24 protein-coding genes are annotated in these 26,366 nt (G+C 43.8%); 4 read left to right on the top strand and 20 right to left on the bottom strand.

Annotated features, from left to right (window positions below):
- The first annotated feature begins 689 nt into the window (after positions 1–689).
- Positions 690–1,574, top strand: a complete 885-nt coding sequence (locus I4V84_RS06780) for a hypothetical protein (protein WP_148463753.1) — start codon at positions 690–692, stop codon at positions 1,572–1,574.
- 107 nt (positions 1,575–1,681) lie between these two features.
- Here the strand turns inward: I4V84_RS06780 and I4V84_RS06775 are convergent, their stop codons facing one another.
- From I4V84_RS06775 to I4V84_RS20355, 5 genes are all read right to left on the bottom strand, one after another.
- Positions 1,682–2,227, bottom strand: coding sequence for a hypothetical protein (locus I4V84_RS06775; RefSeq protein WP_334285730.1), 546 nt, complete (start codon positions 2,225–2,227; stop codon positions 1,682–1,684).
- A gap of 192 nt (positions 2,228–2,419) precedes the next feature.
- Positions 2,420–3,148 (bottom strand): RNA polymerase sporulation sigma factor SigE, encoded by a 729-nt coding sequence (gene sigE, locus I4V84_RS06770; RefSeq protein ID WP_118584312.1) that lies wholly within the window; start codon positions 3,146–3,148, stop codon positions 2,420–2,422.
- A 15-nt stretch (positions 3,149–3,163) separates the two neighbouring features.
- Positions 3,164–4,009: a sigma-E processing peptidase SpoIIGA gene (locus tag I4V84_RS06765; RefSeq protein WP_195991461.1), complete on the bottom strand. Its 846-nt coding sequence runs from the start codon at positions 4,007–4,009 to the stop codon at positions 3,164–3,166.
- Between the two features lie 251 nt (positions 4,010–4,260).
- Positions 4,261–4,989: a type I 3-dehydroquinate dehydratase gene (gene aroD / locus I4V84_RS06760; RefSeq protein ID WP_334285733.1), complete on the bottom strand. Its 729-nt coding sequence runs from the start codon at positions 4,987–4,989 to the stop codon at positions 4,261–4,263.
- Complete coding sequence (locus I4V84_RS20355; RefSeq protein ID WP_334285732.1) at positions 4,883–5,266, bottom strand: DUF6783 domain-containing protein; 384 nt, start codon at positions 5,264–5,266, stop codon at positions 4,883–4,885. Before I4V84_RS20355 ends, aroD begins: the two co-directional genes overlap by 107 nt.
- Here I4V84_RS20355 and I4V84_RS20350 point away from each other — a divergent pair.
- Positions 5,186–5,386 carry a DUF6783 domain-containing protein gene (locus tag I4V84_RS20350; protein WP_306467801.1) on the top strand — a complete coding sequence of 67 codons (201 nt, stop codon included), beginning with the start codon at positions 5,186–5,188 and terminating at the stop codon, positions 5,384–5,386. The two genes, I4V84_RS20355 and I4V84_RS20350, sit on opposite strands and share 81 nt — an antisense overlap.
- Positions 5,383–6,252, top strand: coding sequence for a shikimate dehydrogenase (locus I4V84_RS06755; RefSeq protein ID WP_173716416.1), 870 nt, complete (start codon positions 5,383–5,385; stop codon positions 6,250–6,252). Before I4V84_RS20350 ends, I4V84_RS06755 begins: the two co-directional genes overlap by 4 nt.
- A 172-nt stretch (positions 6,253–6,424) precedes the next feature.
- On the opposite strand, the gene thrS is transcribed toward I4V84_RS06755, so the two are convergent.
- The 12 genes from thrS to I4V84_RS19875 form a co-directional block, all read right to left on the bottom strand.
- Positions 6,425–8,362, bottom strand: a complete 1,938-nt coding sequence (thrS, locus tag I4V84_RS06750) for a threonine--tRNA ligase (RefSeq protein ID WP_334285731.1) — start codon at positions 8,360–8,362, stop codon at positions 6,425–6,427.
- A 494-nt stretch (positions 8,363–8,856) separates the two neighbouring features.
- Positions 8,857–9,603 (bottom strand): YdcF family protein, encoded by a 747-nt coding sequence (locus tag I4V84_RS06745; RefSeq protein WP_195991459.1) that lies wholly within the window; start codon positions 9,601–9,603, stop codon positions 8,857–8,859.
- Between the two features lie 207 nt (positions 9,604–9,810).
- Positions 9,811–10,326 (bottom strand): SEC-C metal-binding domain-containing protein, encoded by a 516-nt coding sequence (locus I4V84_RS06740; RefSeq protein WP_118578503.1) that lies wholly within the window; start codon positions 10,324–10,326, stop codon positions 9,811–9,813.
- Between the two features lie 347 nt (positions 10,327–10,673).
- On the bottom strand, positions 10,674–11,495 hold the full coding sequence (locus I4V84_RS06735) for an HAD family phosphatase (RefSeq protein ID WP_118578516.1): 822 nt from the start codon (positions 11,493–11,495) through the stop codon (positions 10,674–10,676).
- A 250-nt stretch (positions 11,496–11,745) separates the two neighbouring features.
- Positions 11,746–13,026, bottom strand: coding sequence for an adenylosuccinate synthase (locus tag I4V84_RS06730; RefSeq protein ID WP_118578517.1), 1,281 nt, complete (start codon positions 13,024–13,026; stop codon positions 11,746–11,748).
- Between the two features lie 61 nt (positions 13,027–13,087).
- Positions 13,088–14,521 carry an adenylosuccinate lyase gene (gene purB / locus I4V84_RS06725; RefSeq protein ID WP_118578518.1) on the bottom strand — a complete coding sequence of 478 codons (1,434 nt, stop codon included), beginning with the start codon at positions 14,519–14,521 and terminating at the stop codon, positions 13,088–13,090.
- A 96-nt stretch (positions 14,522–14,617) separates the two neighbouring features.
- Positions 14,618–15,310 (bottom strand): amino acid ABC transporter ATP-binding protein, encoded by a 693-nt coding sequence (locus I4V84_RS06720; protein WP_195991458.1) that lies wholly within the window; start codon positions 15,308–15,310, stop codon positions 14,618–14,620.
- Between the two features lie 70 nt (positions 15,311–15,380).
- Positions 15,381–16,031, bottom strand: coding sequence for an amino acid ABC transporter permease (locus I4V84_RS06715; protein WP_173716412.1), 651 nt, complete (start codon positions 16,029–16,031; stop codon positions 15,381–15,383).
- Positions 16,032–16,217: 186 nt separating this feature from the next.
- Positions 16,218–17,111, bottom strand: a complete 894-nt coding sequence (locus tag I4V84_RS06710) for an amino acid ABC transporter substrate-binding protein (protein WP_195589042.1) — start codon at positions 17,109–17,111, stop codon at positions 16,218–16,220.
- 132 nt (positions 17,112–17,243) lie between these two features.
- Positions 17,244–18,026 (bottom strand): hypothetical protein, encoded by a 783-nt coding sequence (locus I4V84_RS06705; RefSeq protein WP_173719316.1) that lies wholly within the window; start codon positions 18,024–18,026, stop codon positions 17,244–17,246.
- A gap of 12 nt (positions 18,027–18,038) precedes the next feature.
- The gene (locus tag I4V84_RS06700) at positions 18,039–19,316 is read right to left on the bottom strand and encodes a DUF5716 family protein (protein WP_187564991.1); all 1,278 of its coding nucleotides are present in this window, start codon (positions 19,314–19,316) and stop codon (positions 18,039–18,041) included.
- Between the two features lie 4 nt (positions 19,317–19,320).
- A complete protein-coding gene (locus I4V84_RS19875) occupies positions 19,321–22,914 on the bottom strand; it encodes a DUF5717 family protein (protein ID WP_243284042.1) in 3,594 nt (1,197 codons plus the stop codon).
- A 309-nt stretch (positions 22,915–23,223) separates the two neighbouring features.
- Between I4V84_RS19875 and sigK the strand changes: the two genes are divergently transcribed.
- Positions 23,224–23,853, top strand: a complete 630-nt coding sequence (sigK, locus tag I4V84_RS06690; RefSeq protein WP_118578536.1) for an RNA polymerase sporulation sigma factor SigK — start codon at positions 23,224–23,226, stop codon at positions 23,851–23,853.
- A gap of 89 nt (positions 23,854–23,942) precedes the next feature.
- Here the strand turns inward: sigK and I4V84_RS06685 are convergent, their stop codons facing one another.
- Genes I4V84_RS06685 through I4V84_RS06675 form a run of 3 tightly spaced genes read right to left on the bottom strand, consistent with a single transcriptional unit; the run spans position 23,943 to position 26,363 of the window.
- On the bottom strand, positions 23,943–25,169 hold the full coding sequence (locus I4V84_RS06685) for a U32 family peptidase (RefSeq protein WP_118578538.1): 1,227 nt from the start codon (positions 25,167–25,169) through the stop codon (positions 23,943–23,945).
- Positions 25,162–25,818: an O-methyltransferase gene (locus tag I4V84_RS06680; protein ID WP_195991457.1), complete on the bottom strand. Its 657-nt coding sequence runs from the start codon at positions 25,816–25,818 to the stop codon at positions 25,162–25,164. The genes I4V84_RS06685 and I4V84_RS06680 overlap by 8 nt, the downstream gene beginning before the upstream one ends.
- Positions 25,815–26,363 (bottom strand): endolytic transglycosylase MltG, encoded by a 549-nt coding sequence (locus tag I4V84_RS06675; protein ID WP_118578542.1) that lies wholly within the window; start codon positions 26,361–26,363, stop codon positions 25,815–25,817. The genes I4V84_RS06680 and I4V84_RS06675 overlap by 4 nt, the downstream gene beginning before the upstream one ends.
- Positions 26,364–26,366 lie beyond the last annotated feature (3 nt).

Raw genomic sequence — 26,366 nt, 5'->3', positions numbered from 1 at the left:
AAGTGTTTGATGCACTCAAGACAACCAACTAGCTTAGTTATCTCTCGTCATTACTGTTATAAAAAGTTCATTCTTTTGAATGATGATTCGTTAAGAATTTTCGAGAATCGTATGTGTTTCACTGTTTAGTTATCAAGGTTGTTTGTCTGTCATCTCTTTTCGACAGCCTATTCACTCTATCATATCTTTCAGATCTTGTCAAGCACTTTTTTCATAAAGTTTTTTCAGACCTTCAAGAAGCTGTATAAAGTTGTTTGTTTCTGTCGTTCTGTTCAAGCGACTTGATTACTTTACCATAAGTTCAGTCGATTGTCAACAGTTAATTTGAATTTTCTGAAAACTATTTTATTTTTCAGTATTTCAGAAGCAATTCCTTGCGACAGCTTGTTTACTATACCACTGCCGCAAGGAATCGTCAAGCACTTTTTACAAAAAAGTTTATATTTTTTTGTTCAAATTATTTGTCGAATCATGTCGAACTCTTTTTCTTGCATTTTAGCCCGCCATGGGCTATACTATAACAAAGCATTTCATTTCAGTAAGTCTATTTAATATCATCTCTGGTATCTTCGGCGCTCTGCCGCTTCAGAAATCTCATGCTTTTCCCATATAGCAGCAGGAAGGTTTCTGACCAAAATGTAGAGATTTACATTAAGAGGCCTTCCACCATCTTTATAAGGAGGTCTTCTATGAACAATGTATCTTTACCTGTAAACCGTATTTACAAGGATCGACTCTACAAGATGATTTTTAATGACAAATCAGAATTACTGAAACTTTACAATGCAATTAACGGAACTCATTATGATGATCCTGCAATGCTAACAATTACTACATTGGATAACGCAATCTACATGACAATGGAAAATGATCTTTCCTTTATTATTGATATGCGCCTGGCACTTTATGAACAACAGTCCACGGTAAATCCCAACCTACCTTTACGCTTTCTCATGTACATAACAGATATTTATTCAGCCTATACGAAAGACATGAACATATATGGTTCCAAGAAAGTGCAGATTCCGCTGCCTTCCTTCGTAATCTTTTATAATGGTGTGAAGTCGCAGCCAGACAGGACAGAATTTCTTCTTTCAGAGTTATTTCATCCAACAACCGACCAACCAGCGTTGGAATTGAAAGCGGTTATGCTTAACATCAATAAGGGGCATAACCAGGAATTAATGAATGCCTGTCATACCCTTCGTGATTACTCCGAATATGTTGCTCGCATTCGTACCTATTCTGCTGAAATGCCACTGACTGACGCAGTTGAGAAGGCAATTACCGAATGTATCCATGAAAACATCCTGCGGGATTTTTTACTAAAGAACCGAGCGGAGGCGAAAGCTATGAGTATTTATGAATATGATGAAGAGAAAACCTTGCGTATGTTTCGGGAAGAGGGTTATGAAGACGGAGAACGGAATGGAAAAATCCAGGCAACTATTGAAATGTGTTTGGAATTTAACCTCTCTTCAGATGCCATTGTTCAAAAACTAATGACGAAATTTCAGTTTTCTGAAAACCAGGCACAGGAATATCTAGACAACTATATAGCTCAAAATTCTTAAACTAATTTTTTCTATGAATAATTGTAATTTCATAATATCCTTGCGCAAAACTGGCGGAGGATAAATACTTCCTTCATCTGGAAGCATCTCCCCCGCCGCCTTATTTCCTACAGAAATTCCTTCAGCTTCTCCACATTCTCCTCTTCGAATTCCTGCAGCCGTTCCATCAGTTTTTTGATGTCTTTCTCCACGTCATTTTCGTACTGATGAAGCTTTTTCACGGCTTCCGTAATTCCCATGCTGCTGCCCTGGATCAGCATTTTGGCGATGTGGGAGGTGGAGTCGTCGGCCATGGTCTGGAGGTTAACCATAAGGTAGGTGCGGATTTTTTCGAAGGTGCCAAGACCTTTTTCGTCATATCCGCTCCGATTCAGAATATCCCTGGCTTCGTTATGGAACTTTCGATAGCCCTCAATCTGCTTTTCCAGACATGTCTGCAATTTTTCGTCTTCCGAGATCTCAAGCAGCTGCTCCAAAGTGTCTATGCCCATCTGGGAATTCTGATACACATAATTTAGAAATTCTACATCGGCATTCATAAGCGTATCTCCTTTACTGTAAATCCATTTCTTTACATATGAAATAATAAAACTATCCTCTATGTCTATTGTAGAATTCCCATTTTTGCCGTTATTATTCCAATACACGCCCATATTCTGCCCTTCTTTTCGCTAAGTATAATTTCCAAATCAACCCATAGCCTGCTTGCGCCATTTTGTTATTTTGATAAAGATTCCCTCCAAGCCATGCTTACATGGACAAAGAAGCCACAAATATTTGAAAGGCTGGACAGTATGAACAACAGAAGCAGACCATGCAAAGCCTCAACTTGCAGCTATTCACTTTTACTCATACTTCACAATTTCCTTCTTCAATCTCTTCATGATCCTTTTTTCCAACCTGGAAATATAAGACTGTGAAATCCCCAGAAGGTCCGCCACTTCTTTCTGTGTTTTCTCCCTTCCCTCCTGTCTTCCAAGCCCGAACCGCAGTTTGATAATCGTCTGCTCCCTTGGAGAAAGCTTGGAAATTGCTTTTCCAAGAAGCTTGATCTCCACCTCGTTCTCCAGCCTCTGGGAGATCACATCATCATCCGTTCCCAAAATATCAGAAAGCAAAAGTTCGTTTCCGTCCCAGTCCACATTCAGTGGTTCATCTATGGAAACCTCCATTTTCGTCTTACTGTTACGTCTGAGATACATAAGAATTTCGTTTTCAATACATCTGGATGCATACGTAGCCAGCTTAATATTTTTTACCGGGTTAAAAGTATTGATTGCCTTAATCAACCCGATAGTACCAATGGAGATCAGATCCTCCACACTCACGCCTGTATTATCAAACTTTTTGGCTATATAGACCACTAGCCTGAGATTGTGCTCGATCAAGGTAGACTTAGCTTCTTTCTCTTCTGGTGTACCCAGTTTTTCAAGGATCCTCGCTTCTCTTTGTGTTTCCAGTGGCGGCGGCAGAATATCACTTCCACCAATATAATAAACCTCTCCCTGTCTGCCGAGCAGGAATCTGGGCATTACCTGAAATGGATAATAAGCTGCACTTGCTGATCTGTTCATGAATAAGTCCCCCTCCTAATGCAATATTCTGGAATTCAACAGTACCTGGTACTCTTTTCCCAAAGCAGAGGGTTCCACGGCCAGCGCCAGCACCGGATTTGCCACATGAATCACCTCCCTGGGAGTGTGAATACAAAGGTCATCTAACACCACTGCCAACAGCACGCCTTCCTCCCCGATTGTCTTATAGGGCAAAAAGTGCGGATGCAAGTCAGCCGGCTCTGTACCTTCCAGCTCCCCTGGGTTCTCCTTAAGGTGTTTCAGCCTGTCTGCATTTTCCTGAGGAAGCAATGCTTCCAGAACCTCCGGTTTTATAATAAAAACCTCCTTCTGGCTGATGGGGTCTACAAGAAAATTTCCTGTATCCAAAAGCCCGAAAAACGGTTGTACATTTCCCCGATAGGACAGGGTAACTGGATAAATATTTTTCCATCTGGCACGGAAAGAATCGCTAAGATAGATCAGTGCACTAAGTCCCATGTAGGCTCCTGCGGCAACAATCAAAAAACGTATGGGTGTCGCCTTTTTTACAGGTGCCGCTTCCATAAGACCTCCCATGAAAAAAGCCATCAGGTAAACAGTCACCAGAGCTTTTACCAGAAGTCCGTTTTTCTTAAGATCCAGTCCAAGAACCAGCATGCCCCAGGCACAGCCGCCATGGAGCAGTACCTTTGCAGGAAAAATCATATCCGGCAGTACATATAAAATGAGGCAGGAAAACAGAGCGCCAACGGCTGCCGCCAGCAAAATCCTTCCACGATTTCTTTTTCGCAGGAAAAGCTTTCCTACAATGCGAAGAAGAACGTAATCCATTAAAAGATTCGTCAGAAAGACGATGTCTATGTATACATCATAATACATAAAAAGCCCCCTGTGGCCTGTCGTCCGTTACCTTTTGCGGTAACGTCAATCCTTCACTTTGGTAAGTGAACCCATTATACGGTCACAGAGGGCGCAGATTTTGTCAAAAAGGGGCGGGAAATCCTAAGAATTTCTCGCCTCAAATCGACAGCATGATCTGTCATTTTTCGTTATTTTGTTCTAAATTAATTCTGTCAATATTATTTTCAATTAAAGCAATTCATTTTTTCATGCTTCGTGCAAAATTAATTCTACTGCTTTAATTCGTCTTCTTCATTTTTCTCATGTAAAGCATCCAGAAGACTTCTCAGTTCTCCAATCGGAAACTGTCCCGGTGCAGATGCGGCGCCAACTGTTCCAAAGGTAATGCCAGAGCCGAAGTTCTCTCCGGAAATTCGGGTAATAGAACCAATACTTCCCATTGCCATGGATACCAAAGGCTTTTCGCACTCCTGTCTCATAGCATTTGTTGCCTCCATAATTGCTGCCACGTCTTCGAAACCATGAGGCATTACCGCCATTTTCAAAATATCAGCGCCTGATTTTTCCATTTCGCGGAAGCGGTTTAAAAGAACCTCCTGGCTGTCTGTTTTGTGGAAATCATGGGAAGAAGCGATCACTTTGACTCCTTCTTTTTGAAGCTCTGCCACCAGCTTTTTCTTCTCTTCCGAATTACTCATAACTTCCACATCAACCAGGTCTGCCTTTTTGCCTTTTGCAATATTTATATTGCAGGCAGCGTAATCCTCCAGAGAAATGGTAATATTTCCGCCTTCCTCACTTGTCCGGATTGTAAAAAGCAGTGGTGTTTCACCAAGAATTTCTGCCAACGCTTCAAGCACATTCTGGCAGGCTTCCGGATTCATCAGTTCTTCAAAGAAATCTGCACGCCATTCCACCAGATCTGCAGCCGCTTTTTTCGCATCCTCTGCTTCCTGGCAGATTTTTTCTCTGGTGGTTCCAGTAAGAGGAACGCAGATTTTCGGAATTCCTGCTCCAATGGTCAGGTTCTTTATCTGAATAGGTTTTGTCATTTCTTGACATCTCCTTTCTCATAGAATAATATATACTTAGTAATACTTTAATGATTTCCAGTTTTAAACTAAATGAAAGTTCATGTTCCAATATCTTAAGGCTGTTCATACTAGAGCGTGTTTGAAAAAGGCTTTCTGCAAGATGTGCGTCACAATTTGTGGGAGATTTCGCTCGGATGAGGGCGCCGTAGCGGGCTACGGCAACCGAATTCGGGTGAAATATACCGCAAAGTGGGGCGTGCAGATTGCGGGAATGATTTTTCAAACACGCTCTACCCCAGATCAGTCACTGCTATTGCCTTGGACTTTCAAAATAATAGAAACTTCAGGAGGTACCTTATGATCCCAATTACCGGTCACACACAGCTTACCGCACTTCTTGGAAGTCCGGTGGCACACAGTATTTCACCACTTATGCACAATGAAGCATTCCATCTTCTTGATCTTGATTACACTTATCTTTGCTTCAATGTAAACGAGGAAAATCTGGAAACTGCTGTCATGGGACTGAAAACTTGCGGAATTCGTGGCTTCAACCTTACCATGCCAAACAAAAACAAGATCGTGGAGCTTCTGGACGAGCTTTCCCCTGCTGCCCGACTGATCGGCGCTGTGAACACCGTAGTCAATGACAATGGACGCCTTACCGGCTATAACACTGACGGTGTAGGCTACATGCAGGCTGTCAGAGATGCAGGATATGATGTGATCGGAAAAACCATCACCATCATGGGAGCCGGTGGTGCAGCTACTGCCATCTGTGCACAGGCTGCCCTTGACGGGGTAAAAAAAATCCATATTTTTGCCCGTGAGACCAGTCGTTTCTGGAACCGCACACAGAAGCTGGTGGAAAATATCAACGCCACTCTTCCCTGCCAGGCCATTCTTCACGAAAACAAGGATAAAGAAGAACTGGCACAGGCTATCTCCGAGAGTGCGCTTCTTCTCAATGCCACCTCAGTGGGGATGGCTCCTGATACAGAAGGGTCCATTATTGAAGATACCAGTCTTTATCATCCGGATCTGATCGTGTCAGATGTGATCTACAATCCCCGTGAGACGCGCTTCCTGCGCGAAGCAAGAGAGGCTGGCTGCCGTACCTTCAATGGTATGTATATGCTGCTTTACCAGGGGGCTGAAGCTTTCCGTCTGTGGACAGGGAAAGAAATGCCAGTAGATGAGATCAAGGCGAAATACTTTTCCGAATAATGTATTCATCTGCTATAATTCACAAGATTATATATTTTCCACCTAATCCAGCTATATTTTATAACAATATTAATATTTTCAAGAAAGGCGCCGCATCTCACAGCAGCGCCTTTCTTTTATATGGAAATCACTTTCTTATTTATTCACTTAAAACTTTTTCAGGAAATCCGGCTTATTTCTGCTCTTCCTGAACCTCTACCTTACGGTTCTCTCTGCTCTTGATCTCAGCTTTGATAGAAGTAATGAACTCCCCAAGATCCTTCGCACCTTCATCTCCCAGGAAACGGCTTCTTACAGAAACTTTGCCCTCTTCCTCTTCTTTGGCACCAACAACCAGCATATAAGGAATCTTCTGAAGTCTTGCCTCACGGATCTTGTAACCGATTTTCTCAGCACGGGTATCAATTTCGACACGAATACCAGCCTCTTTCAGCTCGTTTACAACCTTTTCTGCATAATCCATATATTTATCAGAAATCGGAAGCACCTTCACCTGTACAGGAGCAAGCCATGTTGGGAATGCACCTGCAAAATGCTCGATCAAAATACCGATAAAACGCTCGATGGATCCAAAAGCAACACGGTGGATCATGATCGGACGATGTTTCTCGCCGTCAGCACCAACATATTCACAATTAAAACGGAGCGGAAGCTGGAAATCAAGCTGGATAGTACCACACTGCCAGGTTCTTCCGATGGAGTCCTCAAGATGGAAGTCAATCTTCGGTCCGTAGAACGCTCCGTCTCCCTCATTTACTACATAATTAAGCCCGAGGTCGTCAAGAGCTCCGCGAAGAGCGTCTGTAGCCATCTCCCAGTCCTCATCACTTCCCATGGAATCTTCCGGACGTGTGGAAAGCTCTACGTGATATTTGAAACCAAACAGCTGATATACCTCGTCAATCAGTTTTGCAACCCCTTTGATCTCCTCACGGATCTGCTCCGGCATCATAAAGATATGGGCATCATCCTGTGTAAAGCAGCGTACACGCATAAGTCCGTGAAGCTGTCCGGATTTTTCATGACGATGTACCAGACCAAGCTCACCCATACGAAGCGGCAGATCACGGTAAGAACGTGGTTCTGACTGGTATACAAGAATACCTCCCGGACAGTTCATTGGCTTGATTGCAAAATCCTGATCGTCAATTACAGTTGTATACATATTTTCTTTGTAATGATCCCAGTGTCCGGATGTCTCCCAAAGATGACGTGCCAGCATGATCGGTGTGGAAATCTCAACATATCCTGCTTTCTGATGGATTTCTCTCCAGTAATCAAGAAGAGTATTCTTCAGAACCATTCCCTTAGGAAGGAAGAACGGGAATCCAGGACCTTCGTCGCTCATCATGAACAGACCAAGCTCTTTACCAAGCTTTCTGTGGTCACGTTTCTTCGCCTCTTCCATACGGGTAATATATTCTTCCAGATCTGCTTTCTTTGTGAAAGAAGTTCCGTAGATTCTGGTAAGCATTTTATTCTTCTCACTTCCTCTCCAGTAAGCACCTGCAATGCTGGTAAGCTTGAATGCTTTTACCGGTTTGGTTGTCATAAGGTGAGGTCCTGCACAAAGGTCAACAAACTCACCCTGCTGATAAAAGCTGATCTCAGCATCTTCTGGAAGATCTTCGATAAGTTCCACTTTATATGGCTCATTTTTCTCTTTGAAGAATGCGATCGCTTCTTCTCTGGATTTGGTAAAACGGGTAATCGGAAGTGCTTCCTTTACCACTTTCTTCATTTCAACTTCGATCTTTGCAAGATCCTCTGTGGTGATCGGGTTCTCGCTGTCAATATCATAATAAAATCCGTCTGCAATAGATGGTCCGATTGCAAGCTTTACATCCGGGTACAGTCTCTTGATTGCCTGTGCCATAATGTGGGATGTGGTGTGACGGAAAGCGCCTTTTCCACCCTCATCCTCAAATGTCAGGATGCTTAACTCGCAGTCCTTGTCAACTACATGTCTAAGGTCAACAACTTCTCCGTCAACCTCTCCTGCACATGCAGCTCTTGCAAGGCCTTCGCTGATATCAGATGCAATGTCGATAACGGATTTTGCTTCTGCGTATTCTTTTTTAGAACCGTCTTTTAATGTGATAATCATGATTCGTGTCTCCTTTTCTTTTTCTGAAACTGTATCCGGCAGGAAACTGTCTGATACGAAAAACGTATGGTAACGTTTGACTGAGCACTGAAAACCAAACATTTTCTGTACTCCCATGCAGGGACGAGACGAGCTGCAGTCTCCAAGGTCACATACAAACGTGGACTTTAACTCATTGCTCGTGAAAAACAAAAGTCCCTTACAATGCTCTCACACTGTAAGGGACGAATATACTCGCGGTTCCACCCTGCTTGCCATAGCATACGTATCTGTAAACCAGGCCACTTATTTGATGGTAACGGAATCACCGGACCGGATTAGGGCCACTCGGAGGTAGTTTTCAACTGTTTCCTGATAAGGCATTTCCAGCCGCCTGCCTCTCTCTGAAACATTCCACAGTTTACTCTTCTCGTCAACGTGTTTTCTTATCACTGTGTCCCATTATAGCCTTGGGTTTTGGGTTTGTCAATAATCTGCAAAATAAAGATGATAAAAAATTAGATATTTCCCCGAAGTTTTTCTTTTACAAGTGCTGCTACTTCCCGCACCACATAATGCACCTGCATAATAGGATCTGATACCGCCGCAATTCCATAAGGATGTTTATATCCCAGCTTTTCCGCCAATTTTACTGCCCGGTACACGTGAAAATTATTTGACAATATTCCCGTATTTTTCTTACTGCACCCGGTAAGCTCATCGGAAAATTTCAGATTTTCTTTCGTGCTTGTAGACTTCTCTTCCAACACCAGCCGCTCCTGTGAAATACCATGCGCTGTCAGATAATTCTCCATACATTTTGCTTCCGTAATATCCTCCCCAAAGCCCTGTCCGCCGGAAAGGATCAGCGTGGTATCTTCATTCTCCCTGGCATATTTCAGTGCCGCCTTCAGACGAAGCTCCAAAGCCTTGGATGGTACATCTCCTTTTACATGAGCACCTAACACAACTACATAATCCAGGTTCTTTTTCCCGGAAGACTTCATTCCGGAAATTACACGGCTGCAGATAAATCCAAAACAGACACTTCCGATCAGCACAGCCACCATGATCACAGTTCCCAGCCATCCAGGGAAAATTCCCGGATGATTTCTGCCATAGCGGATCAGTACTGCGCTGCCTTCCAGAACCGCTGTAAGCAGTACCCAGAACCAGGCAAAATCAGCTGTAATGCCAGCATATACCACGATCAGCACATAATAAGCCAGGCTTAAAATCCCGGCGCAAAAACAAAATAAACTCAAATTCTCTTCTCTCTTTCTAAATTCAAATCCACTCTGCGTGTTTCACTCATTACTCGCACAAAGCAAACTGATTCATACTTGTAGAACTCATAAATCAACTAATTTTCCTATAAATATACACGAAACGGATTGCCTGGCAGTTATCCACCATTGCAATCCGTCCCCACAGCCGGAATCCACCGGATCCCGGTCAGTATTCACATTCTCTTATTTATTTCTTCCGCAGCAGAATTTATATTTCTTTCCGCTTCCGCATGGACACGGATCGTTACGTCCGATCTTGTGTGCCTTAACAACAGTACCGGATTTCTTCTGCTCAAGATAAAGCTCTTTACGTTTCTCCGGGGTAAAGATCTTGTCCCACTGTGGAAGATTATAAAGCCAGTCAGCTTTAGCGTCTACCATATTCTTGTAAAGAAGCTCTTTGTCAAAGCAAAGACTTACGGTAGTATTCTCATCCATAGTCTCGATCGGATTCTGAACCTTAAGGCTGTCATTGATTCCATCAAGGAAACCAACCATGGTGAGCACTTCCTGATTATATTTCTCAGCCAGCTCTTTAACTGTACCAGTAACTACTTCGTCCGGATTCTCAAGAAGCTGTGCATAAATGTTCTTCTCAATGTTAAAATATTTTGCCCAGAACTGCTGAAGTTTATTACGATCTGCCTGCTGGTCATAGGCAATGGCACGCCACTGCTCTAAAATGGTCTTGTCGCTCATTTCTTATTCCTCTTTTCAACAAAATTTCGTAATTATGCCGTTTTACAGCTGAAAATTATTATACCATCTTTTGCTGAAAAACACAAATCTTATTTTTTCTCCAAAATTTTCTTCCAGATTTTTCATAAAATTCATACTATTTTTCTGTAACATATGTATAAAAAGACTGCAACAGGTTCATACTATGAGTGTTCAGTAAAATGAACCAACAAATTCATTGAACCCCCTTCAATGATGATGCAATACAAAAGATAAGCGAGATTAACTTATATCCTCCCCGAAACGCCCCGGCTTCTGAAGTACTAGCTGAAGCCGGGGCGTTAACTTTCCTGTTTTGCTGTTTTTTTCTATTTTACTCCAAGCTTCTCCAGTTCCTTTGCAGCCTGCTTCAGATCATGGAATTCAATGGCATGAATACCAAGCTTTCTTGCAGCCTCGCAGTTCTCCGGGCGGTCATCCAGGAAAACGCTCTCCTCCGGTTTTAAACCGAATCTGGAAAGAAGTGTCTCATAAATATCAGCCTCCGGTTTGATCTGCTGAACCTCACAGGAGAAAATCACACCATCCATATTTTTCAGAAAAGGCATTTTACCTGGTCTTGTCTGATCCAGCATGAATTGGCTGTAGTTTGACAGAATGTACAGATGATAGCCCTGGCTTTTCAGATAGCTGGTCCAGGTTTCGGCGTAATCCTTAATTCCAATTGTTTTTCCTGATTCTTCGATCACACGCTTTACATCCGCTTCGTACTCGGCCGGAAGTTCTGCGATAAACTGTTTCCGGTATTCTTCTTCAGGAAACAGGCCACGGTCACGCTCATTCCAGATCTGGCTCTTAAAAACCTTCTCAGCAATCAGCTTCTCTTCTTCTGCCGAAAAGTGGAACGCTTTCAAATAGCTTTCCCAATCATAGGAAACCAATACCTGTCCCACATCAAAAATTATGTTTTTCACTTCGCCTGCGACCTCCTTTTCCTCTTTCTTCAAAAGTTTATAAACCATAAGAAATACATAAGCCAGCACTGGCACCAGAATTACAGTACCTACTGCTGCCTTAAAATTCCCCTGTGCGTTGTCGCCGCTGCCAAAAGCAAAGATCATAGGCAGACAGCAAACTGCCAGTAAGACTACCACTCCCAGAATGGCAGCTGCACGTTTAAAATTTTTCATTCTTTATTCCTTTATAAAATCCGTTTTCTTTTTTGTCATCTAGAGCATCGAAAATTAAGTTTCTGCTATATTGGCGCAGCAAATAAAAATCAGACAAGTCAATATGGCAGTTACTTAATATTCGATGTACTAGATACAAGATACGCCGGAGAGAACCTCCGGCGCAGTCACATTTCAATTACCGATCACTCTGTAACCAGTAATGTATTCTTACTTACAAGCGTCTGATACGCAGCCGCTTTTTTCCAAATTATTTATTTCTGTAAATAATATCGTTTCTTCCTGGTCCGTTGGAAACCATGGTGATCGGGTATCCGATCTTCTCCTCGATGAATTCGATGTATTTTCTGCAATTCTCCGGAAGATCCTCATAGTTCTTTATTCCACGGATATCGCATTTCCATCCTGGAAGCTTCTCGATCACCGGTTTTGCTTTCTCAAGTCTGGCTGTGGTCGGGAAGTCTGTGGTAATCTCTCCGTCGATATCGTAAGCAACACAAACCGGGATCTCATCCAGATAGCCAAGTACGTCAAGTACTGTAAATGCCACATCTGTAGCCCCCTGAAGACGGCAGCCGTATTTAGATGCAACACAGTCATACCATCCCATACGTCTCGGACGTCCAGTGGTAGCGCCGTATTCTCCGCCATCACCACCGCGTCTTCTAAGCTCGTCAGCCTCTTCTCCGAAAATCTCGGAAACAAATGCACCGGCACCTACTGCGCTGGAATAAGCCTTGCTTACAACAACAATCTTCTGGATCTCATATGGAGGCACACCTGCTCCGATTGCACCATATGCTGCCAGTGTGGAAGAAGAGGTAACCATTGGGTAAATACCATGGTCAGGGTCTTTCAAAGTTCCAAGCTGTCCCTCAAGAAGGATCTCCTTGCCCTCTTTCAGTGCATTATTCAGATACAAGGAAACGTCGCATACATATGGTGCAACCATCTTCTTGTATTCCATCAGCTCTGCAAAAAGCTCATCAACGTTCAGAAGCGGTTTGTGGTATAAGTGCTCAAGAAGAACGTTCTTAGTTTCACAAACGCTTGCCAGTTTCTCCTTCAGGCGATCCTCGTCAAAAAGCTCATTTACCTGAAAACCGATTTTTGCATATTTGTCAGAATAGAAAGGTGCGATACCGGATTTAGTAGAACCGAAAGATTTGCCTCCCAGACGCTCTTCCTCATACTGGTCAAACAGAATGTGGTACGGCATAACCATCTGTGCTCTGTCAGAGATCAGAATCTTCGGTGCCGGAACACCTTTGCTTACAACCTCATTGTATTCTTTGAAAAATACAGGGATATTCAGTGCAACACCGTTGCCGATCACACTTGTGGTGTGTCCATAAAATACACCTGACGGCAGAGTGTGAAGTGCGAATTTACCATAGTCGTTTACAATGGTATGTCCTGCATTTGCACCACCCTGGAATCTAACGATAATATCAGCTTTCTCAGCGAGCATGTCGGTAATTTTCCCCTTACCTTCATCTCCCCAGTTTGCTCCAACTACTGCTTTGATCATAACTCAAATTCCTCCTGTGTCTGATCTGAATTTCATTAAAAAAGAAAACAACAACCTTTTATCATACATTAATCTCAGCTGTCATTCCAAGCATTTCCTTGTGGGAATCCAGAACCGGATTTACAACTTTTGCAATAAAGCTTTCGGTCTGCTCTTTGGCACGTCCCACATATTTCTTCGGATCCATGGTTTTCTGAAGCTCTTCCAGAGTCAGGTTAAATGCCGGATCGGCTGCGATCAGCTCAAGAAGGTTGTTGTCCTTACCTTCTACCTTAACATTCCTGCCTGCTTCCATGGAAAGCTCACGGATGCGCTCATGAAGCTCCTGACGGTCTCCACCTGCTTTTACTGCGTCCATCATAATGTTCTCAGTTGCCATAAATGGCAGCTCAGCCATCATGTGTTTCTCGATAACCTTCGGATAAACCACAAGGCCATCTACAACATTCAGGCACAGATCCAGGATTCCGTCAATTGCAAGGAAGCCTTCCGGTACGGAAAGACGCTTGTTGGCGGAGTCATCCAGGGTTCTCTCAAACCACTGGGTAGCAGAGGTGATGGCTGGATTCAGGGCATCTACCATCACATATCTGGAAAGGGAAGCAATACGCTCACTTCTCATCGGGTTTCTCTTATAAGCCATAGCGGAAGATCCGATCTGGGATTTCTCAAATGGCTCCTCTACTTCTTTCAGATGCTGAAGAAGACGGATATCGTTTGACATCTTGTGTGCACTTGCTGCAATTCCTGCCAGAACATTGACAACACGGGTATCAACTTTACGGGAATAGGTCTGTCCGGATACCGGATAGCATTCCTTGAATCCCATCTTGGCAGCGATCATCGGATCGATCTTGTCGATGGTCTCCTGGTCTCCTTCAAACAGTTCCAGAAAGCTTGCCTGTGTACCTGTAGTACCTTTAGAACCAAGAAGCTTAATGGTGCCAAGAACATATTCAAGATCTTCAAGATCCATCATAAATTCCTGTGTCCACAGTGTGGCACGCTTTCCAACGGTAGTTGGCTGTGCAGGCTGGAAATGGGTAAATGCAAGTGTAGGCTGATCTTTATATTTGTCAGCGAACTTGGAAAGCTCTGCAATTACGTTTACCAGTTTCTTCTGAACCAGCTTCAGAGCTTCTGTCATAACAATAATGTCTGTATTATCTCCTACATAACAGGATGTTGCTCCCAGGTGGATGATTCCCTTTGCTTTCGGGCACTGCACACCGTAAGCATATACATGGGACATAACATCGTGACGTACTTCTTTCTCACGTGCCTTGGCAACATCATAATTGATATCGTCTGCATGAGCTTTCAGTTCATCAATCTGTTCCTGGGTGATGTTCAGTCCAAGCTCCTTCTCAGTCTCTGCCAGAGCGATCCAGAGTCTTCTCCAGGTGCGGAATTTCATATCCTGTGAAAAAATGTACTGCATTTCCTTGCTGGCATAACGCTCAGACAAAGGGCTTGTATATCTGTCTGTACTCATTCTTTCTCTCCTGTTTCTAAGTAAGTTTTTATCATTTACTTTGCGGATCAACTGTTTTTTTCCACATACAAGGGGATTATATAACATCCAAAGATTTTAAGCAAGCCCCTGATGGAATTTCCCAAGGAATTCCTTCATTCTTACATGTTCTGATGAAAATACCTCTTCCGGGGTGCCTTCCACTGCGATCAGACCGTCATCCATAAAGATAATCCGGTCGGAGATGTCACGGGCAAAGCTCATCTCGTGGGTAACAATCACCATGGTGATATGCTCGGCTGCCAGGTCTTTGATTACTTTCAAGATTTCGCCAGTGAGCTCCGGATCCAAAGCAGATGTGGGCTCATCGAAGAAAAGAATATCCGGGTTCATGCAAAGGGCTCTGGCGATGGAAACTCGCTGCTGCTGTCCACCTGAAAGCTGGTATGGATAATAGTTTTCTTTATCTGAGAGTCCCATTTTCTTCAGCAGTTCTCTGGCCTGAGCGTAGACTTCTTTTTTGTCTCGTTTCTGGACTTTGATAGGAGCGTCTGTAATATTTTTAATCACGGAAAAATGGGGAAAAAGGTTAAAATTCTGAAAAACCAATCCGATTTTTCCGTTTTTGATGATTTCGCCGCCGTCTGGTGTCTCCAGACCAGTGGCACAGCGAAGCAATGTAGACTTACCAGAGCCGGAGGGACCGATAATACTAAGAACCTCGCCCTTGTCTACTTCCAGGGAAATGTCAGGGAGAACGTCCAGGGCTCCGAAACTTTTCTTTATGTGTTTCATTTCAAATAATTTCATATAGTGACTCCTTCTGGTTACCCGCACACAGTTTTACAATGTATATTCACTGCAGGTTGATGATAAATTATTAGCGGTAATAGTTCAGTTTTTTCTCTACTTTATCCATAATCACTGCTACCAGCAGGTTAAATACATAATAAAATACAGCCGCTACCACAAACGGCACCATCGTGGTCTGAGAGCTGGCAATCTGTTTCGCCAAAGTGAACATTTCAGCTACCGCTACAACAAACGCCAATGAAGTATCCTTTACCAGAGTGATTACTTCGTTGGTAATAGATGGCAAAATCCGTTTAAATACCTGGGGAAGAATGATGCGGAAGAAGGTCTGTGCTTTTGAGTAGCCAAGGATTCTGGCTGCTTCATACTGACCTACTGGCATGGATTCAATTCCACCACGGTAGATTTCTGCAAAATAAGCGGCATAATTAATTGCAAAAGCAATAAATACAGCGATCAGGCTGTAACCCATGGAAATTCGGATTCCAAAAATAAAATATGGTCCGAAATATACTACCATCAGCTGCAGCATAAGAGGTGTTCCGCGCATAATGGAGATATAAGCAGAAACGATCCATCTGATTATCTTTATTTTGGACATTTTACCCCAACAGACCAGAAGGCCAAGTGGCAGGGAAAATATAAGGGTTACAAAGAAAATTTCCGTAGTTACGGTCATTCCCTTTGCAAGCTGGCTTAACATTACACTAAAACTCATAGTTACTGTGTTCCTCCTGTTGATACTTGTGTTCTAAGGGATCGCATTTCACGTTTCATTTCATTCTATAATTCACATTCTGCGAATCAAGCTCCTTCTTTTGGAGCAGACCCCTTCTCGCTAAGAAAAGAGGGTGCGCCAGGTACCCTCTTTTTTACATATATTCTTGTTTATATTCTATGTGAATTATTCAGCCTCATCCTCAGCAGCATCTGCATCAGCTGCCTCATCAGAATCTGCATTTTCTTCTGCCGCATCTGTGCTCTCTTCTGTCTTATCAGCTGCTTCCTCATCTCCCAGGCAAAGCATGTCAACCACACCATACTGTTCAGCCAGCTTATCAATCTCACCTTCGTCGTACAGCTTCATAACCTCAGCCCATACGGTATCACGAAGCTCCTCATTTCCCTTGGCAAAGCCAATGCCGTACTGCTCGCTCTGGATCGGCTCGTCCAGAATCTTATATTTGCCCTCTTCTCTCTGAGCCAGCTGATATTTGGCAACTCCGATATCAACAGCAACAGCATCAGCTGCGCCAGAATCAATATTCATAAATGCGGTATTGTAATCCGGATTCTCTGTAAGGGATGCAAAACTGTCTGTCAGTTCTTTGTTATCCTCGCTGTTCAAAGCATCAAGTGCTGCAGATGCAGCCTGTACTACAACATTCTTCCCTGCCAGATCTGCCAGTGTCTCAATTCCGGAATCGGAAGTGACTACCATAACCTGCTCGTTATTCAGATATGGATCAGACCATGTATAATCATCCTCACGTCCATTGATGGTAAAGCCATTCCAGATACAGTCAATATTTCCGGAATTCAGCTCCATATCCTTGGAATCCCAGTTAATCGGCTTCTTTACAAGCTCCCATCCAAGATTATCACATACCTTCTGCGCCACATCCAGGTCAAAACCAACATATTCGCCACTTTCATCCATATAACCAAAAGGCGGGTACTCTGCATCAAATCCAACAGTCAGGGTCTTACTGTCGGCATCTGCATAAACAGTCACACCAGAGCAGATACCTGCTGCCATCAAGGCACTCATCATAATCGCCAGCATTCTTTTTTTCATAATATCTATCCTCCTGAAATCTAATTCTCATTATTTTAGTGCGTTTTCACTCTACCATGTTAAAGCATGGTTGTATGGTAGCATACGAAAGTAATTCTGTCAATATAGTTTTTTAGAAAAAGCACAGGTTCATCACGAACCTGTGCTCCTATGATACTCTCCAGTCAGCTTCTCCAGCATTTCATCCGCCTTCCCTGGTCTTATGCTGACCTCCTTTTTCTGCGCAAACTCATCCAATGCCTTTTTTAAAGTATCCTTCACTTCCTCCGATACATTCAGCTCTTTCAGCCTGTTCTCATACTCCTGCGGCTTCTTCACGCTACGATAAGCAAGCAGATAGCAAACCAGCTCCTTAGGATCGCTCTGGGTAAGGAACGCCTCCCAGAAACACTCCATTGCTTTCTCCATCTGAAAAAGATAGCTGTACGCACATCCAAGGTTATGCCACACACTCATGGTCAGTCCCGGTCTTATCTGCTCCAGCCCTTCTTTTTTCAGAAGCTGCTGATACACCTTGATGGCACTTACATACATCTTATTCGCTACCAGGGCATCCCCTTTTCTCTTTTTTCGAAGAAGAGGTGCCTCCTGATCCAGCTTGGCAAGCTTTACATTCAATGCCTTCAGCTCATCGTAAGTAAGATAATTGATCTCCTTAAATACCGGATAAAGCACATCCTCCGCACTGGCAAATTTACCAAGATGAGGACGTAGCTTGGCTGCCAGCCTTGGCAGATCCAGTTCCTCGCTGATCCAGATACAGAGATTTTCATTTATAACAGAAGAATCCACCAGATAAAGATTGTGGTACAGAAAGTAGCAAAGCTCCTCCAGTGAGTAAATATTGGTATTGATACTCTCCACAAAAAACGGCTTGTCCGCCTTTTTTGTCTGACATAAAATATAACCGCTCATTTCCAGCCTCCTTTACCACTCTACCAGTTCGTCCCAGACCTTGCCGCTGGAAGGGAACATTTCTCCAAATCCAAGATCTTTTACAACAACGCGGCATTTCTTCTGTGACACATATGCAAGGGCCAGAGACAGTCTTGTAGTCTTATTGGGACGCTCAGGAAGTCCGGGCAGTCCCATAATTACTTTCTTCTTGTGCTTCTCGCCGAAGGTTCCAACAACAAAAACGAGCTCTGTTATATCATCCATGATCAGCTCACAGCCAGCTTTACACTCATACCAGTTCTTACCAGCCTCAATAAGCGGGTAATATGCCGGTGCACCCATCACCCGCATTTCCATTCCCACATCTTTCAGCACAAGAGCAGGACTCATATAACGGTACCCCTTCAGGATCTTATCCTCAAGGCGCTCCTTTCCAGCTGCACATGCACCTTTTGCAAAAAGGTTATTTCCATAATAAACCTTTCTTCGCTGCATGCAAAGGCTTCCAATGGATATTTTCGCCCAATCCGGGCTGAATCCATATCCTGTGATCTGAATGCTGGAAAAAAGACCGGTTCCAAGAGTCTCCTTAATAAAATCACGGAAAGCCTCATCTCTGGCTTCCACGGCCTTCTCTCCCTCTTCTTCAGGTGCTGTAAGAGATGGGAGGACCGTCTTCTTCGGCTCCTCAAGGCGTACCAGCACCGGCCTTGTGCTGCTGTCCATAGTCAGCTGCTGAAACTTCACTTCATCCTGGTGAAAAGAATACCAGCCGATACTCCGGTTCCAGGTCTCTCTTTTCTGGGTAAGGGAATAATAATAAAAGCTCTCTCCATGGTCTATCAGCATGTACTGATTCTTCGAAAAACCAATGGCCTGGCAGGCTTTTTCCATATTTTTCACCTGGGGGTCCTCAAGCTCAGGACTTGTGATCACCAGGCATTTTGTATTTTTTACAAGATCTGCAACTCCCAGAAATTTCAGCATACCCTCCAGAAAAACCTGAAGCAGCTCCCATGGCTCCACCTGTTCTCCCAGAATCTGCACACTGTCTTCTTTCTTACAGATTCCATACAGGTCATCCACCATCTGTCCCCCTTTTTCCCGGGCAAAATAAACTGCCTCAAGACCAATGGTGTACTCTTTATGCTCTCCGCGCCTGCAAATACAGGTAGGTGCTTCAAACTCCTGGGCACCAACTTTCATGGACACAGAGCAGGGTTCCTCCCCTTTCCGGTCATAATAGCAGATCTGGGAATAATCTTTTCCAAAATCAATTCCTATGATCAAATCACGAATTTCATTCATATATTCAGTCCTCTTCTGTAATGACAAACATTTCTTTTACATACTGTTCCTGGCGGAAATACTGCTTCAGTCCCTGTTTCACCTCATGATGCTTGTCCAGTTTCCGCGCAGACAAAATCTGATTAATCATCTGGTACTTGCTGAATGGTGTACCTTCCACCTTGCTCATTCCAAGTACCCGCTCTGGCGTTCTTTTGGTCTGTCCATTACATTCCTCTGAAAAATAATAATGCAAAGTTTCCCCATAAAACATGGTAAACGGCTTGGTAAAAATACCCTCATATACATTCTTAAGAGGCTCTGTCTTATATTCCAGCGCACGTCCAAGTCCGGTATCCAAAGCATATACAAGGGTTACCTTCGCCTCCGGGCTGGTGTGATATTCCACACATGTTTTATCATCCATCTGATACAGGCTCAGAATTTCCGGTGGAAGTCTGTGGAAGAAAGAAAATACCATTTCTTTGTCCATGCACATTTTCAGAAGCTCTTTTTCTATGGAAAGAAGAGCTTCTTTTCTGCTCTTTTCCCTGGAAAGCTCTTTAAACAAAGCCAGATAGCATACTTCATTTACCATCCATTTCTGCATATATGCATTCAACAGACAGTTTTTCACAAAAGGACTCATGGTGTATTCTTTTACAAAAATGCCATAGGAAACATGGGTCAGATATCCGCTTACGATCCACTCCCTTCCGGAATGGCGAATGTAGGATTCCAGAACATGCTCTCCCTCCTTGCGGTAATCCGTGGTAAACATGAGAAGCTGAAGGATTTTTTCCTCCAGATCATAGGTATCCATTTCAAATCCCACAGCACTTTTCCAGATGGAAAACATTTCATCCACAGGTCCAAAACGATATTTCATAAGATAGGTGAGGATCACCTCATCATAAAATCCATTTCTGTAAACATCAGATGCCAAAGCCAGAAGTTCCTCATCTTCCAGCATATCGCATCGCACGATCATGCGGCTCACCAGTTTCAGAAGGCTTCGCATGTCCACGCCCTCATAGCCGAATTCCTCCACAATGGCCTGTGCCTGGGAAAAAAGGCCGCGGCTTATAAGGACCACCAGAAGCTTCTGCCTGTCCACACGGGCATATTCCCGGTAATCCATCTGCTTTAAATACTGATCCAGATCTTCGCCAAATACATGCTCTGCATAATAATCCAGAATCCTGCGACGTACCTTCTGCTTATACTCCATGCAAAAAGCATCGGATTTGACCAGTCTTTGAAAAATATCCAGATTATCTTTGTCCAGTTCATGGCTTTCGCAATAATGAAGAAGCACACCTGGCTCGTCCACGCCAAGGGCAAGAACTTTTCTCACTGCCCCATCCTCATCCATGGTCTTCTTCAAACTGTAATCTACAGTAGCACTGTATCTGCGCTGCTTGTCATCCTGAAAAAGGATAGCAGCATCTTCTGTATAAATTCTTGGATAAGCTACACCCTGAACACAGGTATAAGTCTCCTCTGATTCCATCTGACTGTGGCGCACGATCACATAGCGGACTTTTTTATCATCAAAATAAAGGCGGTGGGTAAACATTTTCTGCGCAATGGAATCTGCCGCCTCTTTTGTGCGAGGCTCCATCAGAAACTCCTGATATAAGACGGCATAGCTCTCATTCATTTTGCCCTCAGCCAGTTTTTTCCTGGCGAAATCCCGCATACCTGACATATAGCGCTGGTATGCTGCCGGCTCTTTTTCCTTATTTGCAATAATACAGGAATAAATAAATGCCCGCTTGGAATCTCCAAGAGAATCGCTATTGTAAGTAAAATACATGAGAAGAGCCTTTGGAAGCTCAATCCGTCTGGAAGTATCCATAGTCTCCACATAATACTCATAAAGTCTTGTAAGACGCAGCCCATGCTCCACTGCCAGGGAAAACCAGCGGAAATATTCGGTCTTTCTTGGGTTTCCCTTCATCACATATTTGCAGATGGCTTCCAGGGTATCCTCCGAAGAATACTGATCATAGCCCTTTGCCAATGCCTGATAAATACTTTCGTTATAATCTTTCTCATATCCGGAAAGGTATGCAAGGCGCATTACCAGCTCCTCTGTAAGAAGGTTTCTTCTTGCCGCGAAACGGAATACCTGTCCCCAGAAGCTGTTCAGCCTGTGAAGAAGAGTCATGTCCTTGCAGATGATCTTCCATGCTTCCAGATAGAGGAACGGACTCCTGCAGCCCTTGCCAAACTGCTCTTCCAGCACAAATAATGCCTTGGACGGAGTCTCCTTGTATGCAGGATCCAGCTTCAGCAGAATCCATAAAAGCGGAAAACTGTCACTTTTCTGCATGTAAAAATTGCGTATTCTGGACAGGGCGTGAACCTTGTCCTTATATAAACCGGTAAGCGTGCACAGATACAGATAAATTCCAGCAAACTCCAGATCATCTCTTGTATAGGATTTATCCTGATAGCTTTCCAGAAGAGCTCTTGCTTCCTCATGATGGTTCTCCATGTAAAGAAGAAAGGCCTCATACATCTGGTATTCCGGATAATCACATCCGGACTGGTGAAGCTGGTTCAGAATATAGTGGCTGCTTGCACTCCAGGTGGAAAAATCCATCCAGCTGTTGACCCCTGGATTCTCCTTTCCCGCAAGACAGCTTGCCACAGCAGTCTCATAGCACAAGTAGGCCAGACAGTCTTTTTGAAGATCCAGTTTACTCTTCTCCTGAGTCAGACGGATATCTACATCCAGTTTACCACTTGTGGATGCAACAACGGTATAAGTAATCTCCTGATAAGGGCTTTTTACTACAATTTTGCCAAACTGATTGCCTTGTCTTAATTTCTCCTTGTGTACCAGATATTCCACTTCATAATGGCTGCCAATAAAATCTTCGTCTGTTACCACCTTGCGGGGAACTTCCAGAAACTCTCCAACAGCTTCCACATCAAGGCGCAGATGCCCCCATCCGCTTCTCTGAATATAAAAAGATTCTTTCAAAGAGTCTTTCAACTCATAGTATTCTTTGCCCACCTCTCTGGCACTTATGGTTACTTTTTCCTTCTTGCCTGCGGCAATGAGAAATTCTTCCAGATGCTGATATGTCACCGGCTGTCTGGACAGACCATAATAAAGTGTCTGGATCTTTTGATCCTCATTTTCCAGAATTCTGGTGAAGCTGGCATCTTTAAAAATACGGAATGCCTCTTTAAAATCATCCCGGGCAACTTTTACAAATTCGTCCAGATTCCCTACCACACCTGAAAAACTGCGTATTTCCTCTTTTTCGATCTCAATTTCAAAAGGAAGACGGGCCTCTCCAATATTTGTAGTAAAGCACAGCCATCCCTTCAGGTTTTCTCCGGGAGCAAGTCCTACCGTATCAATTCCAAGCGGGAGACGCACAGTAGTTCCTGAAATATGGTCCATTCCCGGTACCACCCGGCGGCTGGAGGAAGTAACATAACCGCGGATCTTCTGATTATCCTCTGTTCCAACGTACACTTCCCCTCTCTTCGTCTCCCCTGCTTTCATGGTCAGGGAAATCTTCTCCTTGGAAAAAAGGAGCTGGGGCTGTTCATATTCAAACTTTCCGTTTAAAAGCTGTTCGATCTTTTTTTTCAAAATCATTCACCTTACGTCTTTCGTGTTCTTGTTACTGTCCACAAACTTCACAGCAACACGCTTCTCAGAACATTGCTGCGGAACAGTAATCCTGTTACTCGCTGTCACTGCCTCTTTCGAACCAGAGCCTTTTTCAAACACGCTCCAGGCAGTTACTCTGACATTATTATAATGATTTTCACCCTTTATTTCAATGTAAAATATAAAAAGAATCCTGCCACGATTTTTTCGCAGTAAAAAAAAGGCAGCCAGGCACTTAAAGCCTGTATTTTTCATAGACTATATAGAAATCCCCTTTGAGGTAGCGATTTGAAGACATTTTTGAAACCTTTGACAATGGCCGAGGAGCAGTATTATCTTCAGCAGTACCAAAGGGGCGATATGGAAGCAAAAAATATTCTCATAGAACGTAACCTGCGGCTTGTTGCCCATGTAGTAAAAAAATATCAGGGAACAGATGTAGAACTGGACGATCTGATTTCCATTGGCACCATTGGATTAATGAAAGCCATCTCCACATTTGATTCCACAAAAGCAGCCCGGCTGTCCACATATGCTGGAAAGTGTATCAACAATGAACTGCTTATGTTATTCCGCTCCCGCAAGAAGCATTCCCGGGAAATCTCGCTGTATGAACCCATTGGTACAGACAAAGAAGGCAATGAGATCAGTCTTCTGGATGTAATGGAAGGACCGGCAGTGGACGTTGTGGAAGAGTATTCCACCAGAGAAGATATCCGTCATGTACTGGATTCCATGAAGTCTGTACTGTCTTCCAAAGAATATGAGGTGATCTGCTGCCGTTTCGGTCTCTTTGGGCAAAAGGAACAGACGCAGCGGGAAATCGCCAGGCACCTTCACATCAGCCGCTCCTATGTATCCAGAATTGAAAAAAACGCCCTGCAAAAATTGCGGACGCTTTTTCCTGAAAACGGGTAAAACACGCTCTGCGAGTTTTACCTCTATGATTATTTGTTACTGTTCATTCCGTGACCAGTAACGATTATTTTTCTGAATTACTCTCAGACTTATGCTTCACTACGGCGGAGGATATCATAAACCTCTGCCTCACCGCCAAGATCTACAAACAGCTTCTGCTGCGGATGGGGAGCGCTTTCTACGGAATTGCCCTCCTCATCATAGATAGCTTTTACAGGAACCAGAAGATTGGTTCCATCCGGTTTCATGATCTCGATCATCTCTCCTACTGTAAACTTGTTTCTCTGTGTAATCTGCACATAGCCTCTCTCATCTACAGCTTCTGCAAATCCCAGATACGTATACCCCTTCTCATAGGTATTATTGTCATAGATCTGTGCTTCCTCGCTTGGTTTGCCATAAAAGAAGCCAGTTGTAAATTTACGGTAAGTGCAGCCTGCGATCTGCTCCTGATACCAGGACATGTTTGCCTGATATTTGGCCGGATCTTCCAGATAATCATCAATAGCCTTGCGGTAAGTACGTGCGACAGTTGCTACATAAAGAGCTGTCTTCATACGACCCTCGATCTTCAAACTGTCGATTCCGCTTGTGAGAATGTCATCCATGTGCTCGATCATGCAAAGATCCTTGGAATTGAAAATGTAAGTACCACGCTCATTCTCATAAACCGGCATATACTCCCCGGGTCTCGACTCTTCCACAATGGAATATTTCCAACGGCACGGATGTGTGCAGGATCCCTGATTGGCATCTCTTCCTACCAGGAAATTGCTGAGAAGACAGCGTCCGGAATAGGAAATACACATCGCTCCGTGAATGAAAGTCTCAATCTCCATATCATCTGGAATATTGGCACGGATCTGGCGAATCTCTTCTAAAGAAAGCTCACGGGCAGTTACCACACGCTTCGCTCCAAGCTTGTACCAGAAGCGATAGGTTTCGTAATTAGTGTTATTTGCCTGGGTACTGATATGACGCTCAATCTCCGGACAGATTTCCTTGGCATAGGTAAAAATACCAGGATCAGCGATGATCAAGGCGTCCGGTTTTAATTCCTTAAGCTCTTTCAAGTACTCTCTTACACCAGCCAGATCATAGTTATGCGCAAGAATATTCACTGTCACATAGACTTTTACACCATGCTCATGGGCAAATGCAATTCCCTGCGCCATCTCTTCTTTTGAAAAATTGCGGGCCTTGGCACGAAGCCCAAAAGCCTCTCCTCCGATATAAACAGCGTCTGCTCCGAAAACCGTGGCAATCTTCAGAACCTCAAGACTGCTTGCCGGAACTAATAATTCTGGTTTACGCATATGACTCCTCTTTCTTTACACTGATGGAGGCTCCGTCTCCTAACAGAAGGATGGAGGTCTCCAGCAGCGGATTGTGCTTCAGTTCATAGAGATACTGACGCATACGCTTATAAATGGTACGATTGCGTCTCTCTACAAGATAATGGGATTCGATAATGTCCCCTTCTTGAAGAACATTATCAGAAACAAGAACGCTGCCCTTATGCATTAATTGAAGCACATCCGGCAGCCAGTTCATATACTGCCCCTTGGCAGCATCCATAAAAATAAGATCATAAGTTCCAGTAAGTTCTTTCAGGATCTCTCCTGCATCCCCGGTAAGGAACTCTATCTGGGATTCCCGTCCTGCCTTCCTGAAATTCTCTCTGGCAATAGGGATCCTTTTTTCATAATTCTCAATTGTTGTTATTTTCAGATTCTCAGGTCCATATTCGCACATCAGCAGAGTGGAAAAACCTACTGCAGTTCCGACCTCCAGTATTTTCATCGGCCGGGTTGCTGCAAGAAACATTTTCAGAAAGCTCTGCATTTCCTTGCGGATAATGGGAACCCTTCCTGCAAGTGCTTCTTTTTCCAGTTCTTCCAGAAAAGGAGTATTCCCCATATCAAGAGAATTGATGTAAGTGCGCATTCTCTCCTCTACGATCACTGTCCGGACTCTCCTTCCCCTGCAGTTCCATCAGCTGCCTGAGTATCTGCTGTACCATCTGCACTCTGGGTATCAGCTGTATCAGTTCCTGCATCTGTAGTCTGAGTATCTGTCTGGGCCGCTGTATCAGCTGCTGTGGCACTATCCTGCGTAACACCAGTCTGCTCCTCATCACCAGCAAGAATACCCATAATACGTGTAGGAGTGTAAGCTGTACTTAACAGATAAGTTCCAGCCTGCATCTGTCCCTTATATGTAGAAAGTTTCTCCTGTGCAAAGAACACCAGACTGTCGTCGATCAGTCCCTTGCTTTTCAGGATCTTGGCTACATCATACGTGGATGAGCCTTCCGGAATCACAACTGTCACTTCCTGACCTGCTCCCGGGCTGACTGCCTGCTGGTTAAAAACATTGTAGCCAAACTGATAGGCCGACTTTCCAATCCAGAAAATCAGCACTGCAACACAGACGTAAAAAGCAGTACGGAAAATTCCACCAGCTACAAAAAGCCCTGCTTTTCCCACCTGATCTCTTGTATTACCCATGTT

This window comes from Ruminococcus sp. 1001713B170207_170306_F1, assembly GCF_015668065.1.
In the GTDB taxonomy this organism is placed as follows: domain Bacteria; phylum Bacillota; class Clostridia; order Lachnospirales; family Lachnospiraceae; genus Blautia_A; species Blautia_A faecis.
This window is presented reverse-complemented; position numbering and strand designations above follow the sequence as displayed.

What these genes read in the sequence shown, in the direction of transcription:
- I4V84_RS06780 (WP_148463753.1), top strand. Translation starts at nt 690, where the DNA reads ATGAACAATGTATCTTTACCTGTAAACCGTATTTACAAGGATCGACTC.
- I4V84_RS06775 (WP_334285730.1), bottom strand. Translation starts at nt 2,227, where the DNA reads ATGGGCGTGTATTGGAATAATAACGGCAAAAATGGGAATTCTACAATA.
- sigE (WP_118584312.1), bottom strand. Translation starts at nt 3,148, where the DNA reads ATGAACAGATCAGCAAGTGCAGCTTATTATCCATTTCAGGTAATGCCC.
- I4V84_RS06765 (WP_195991461.1), bottom strand. Translation starts at nt 4,009, where the DNA reads ATGTATTATGATGTATACATAGACATCGTCTTTCTGACGAATCTTTTA.
- I4V84_RS20350 (WP_306467801.1), top strand. Translation starts at nt 5,186, where the DNA reads ATGTGCGTCACAATTTGTGGGAGATTTCGCTCGGATGAGGGCGCCGTA.
- I4V84_RS06755 (WP_173716416.1), top strand. Translation starts at nt 5,383, where the DNA reads ATGATCCCAATTACCGGTCACACACAGCTTACCGCACTTCTTGGAAGT.
- I4V84_RS06740 (WP_118578503.1), bottom strand. Translation starts at nt 10,326, where the DNA reads ATGAGCGACAAGACCATTTTAGAGCAGTGGCGTGCCATTGCCTATGAC.
- I4V84_RS06735 (WP_118578516.1), bottom strand. Translation starts at nt 11,495, where the DNA reads ATGAAAAATTTTAAACGTGCAGCTGCCATTCTGGGAGTGGTAGTCTTA.
- I4V84_RS06730 (WP_118578517.1), bottom strand. Translation starts at nt 13,026, where the DNA reads ATGATCAAAGCAGTAGTTGGAGCAAACTGGGGAGATGAAGGTAAGGGG.
- purB (WP_118578518.1), bottom strand. Translation starts at nt 14,521, where the DNA reads ATGAGTACAGACAGATATACAAGCCCTTTGTCTGAGCGTTATGCCAGC.
- I4V84_RS06720 (WP_195991458.1), bottom strand. Translation starts at nt 15,310, where the DNA reads ATGAAATTATTTGAAATGAAACACATAAAGAAAAGTTTCGGAGCCCTG.
- I4V84_RS06715 (WP_173716412.1), bottom strand. Translation starts at nt 16,031, where the DNA reads ATGAGTTTTAGTGTAATGTTAAGCCAGCTTGCAAAGGGAATGACCGTA.
- I4V84_RS06710 (WP_195589042.1), bottom strand. Translation starts at nt 17,111, where the DNA reads ATGAAAAAAAGAATGCTGGCGATTATGATGAGTGCCTTGATGGCAGCA.
- I4V84_RS06705 (WP_173719316.1), bottom strand. Translation starts at nt 18,026, where the DNA reads ATGAGCGGTTATATTTTATGTCAGACAAAAAAGGCGGACAAGCCGTTT.
- I4V84_RS06700 (WP_187564991.1), bottom strand. Translation starts at nt 19,316, where the DNA reads ATGAATGAAATTCGTGATTTGATCATAGGAATTGATTTTGGAAAAGAT.
- I4V84_RS06685 (WP_118578538.1), bottom strand. Translation starts at nt 25,169, where the DNA reads ATGCGTAAACCAGAATTATTAGTTCCGGCAAGCAGTCTTGAGGTTCTG.
- I4V84_RS06675 (WP_118578542.1), bottom strand. Translation starts at nt 26,363, where the DNA reads ATGGGTAATACAAGAGATCAGGTGGGAAAAGCAGGGCTTTTTGTAGCT.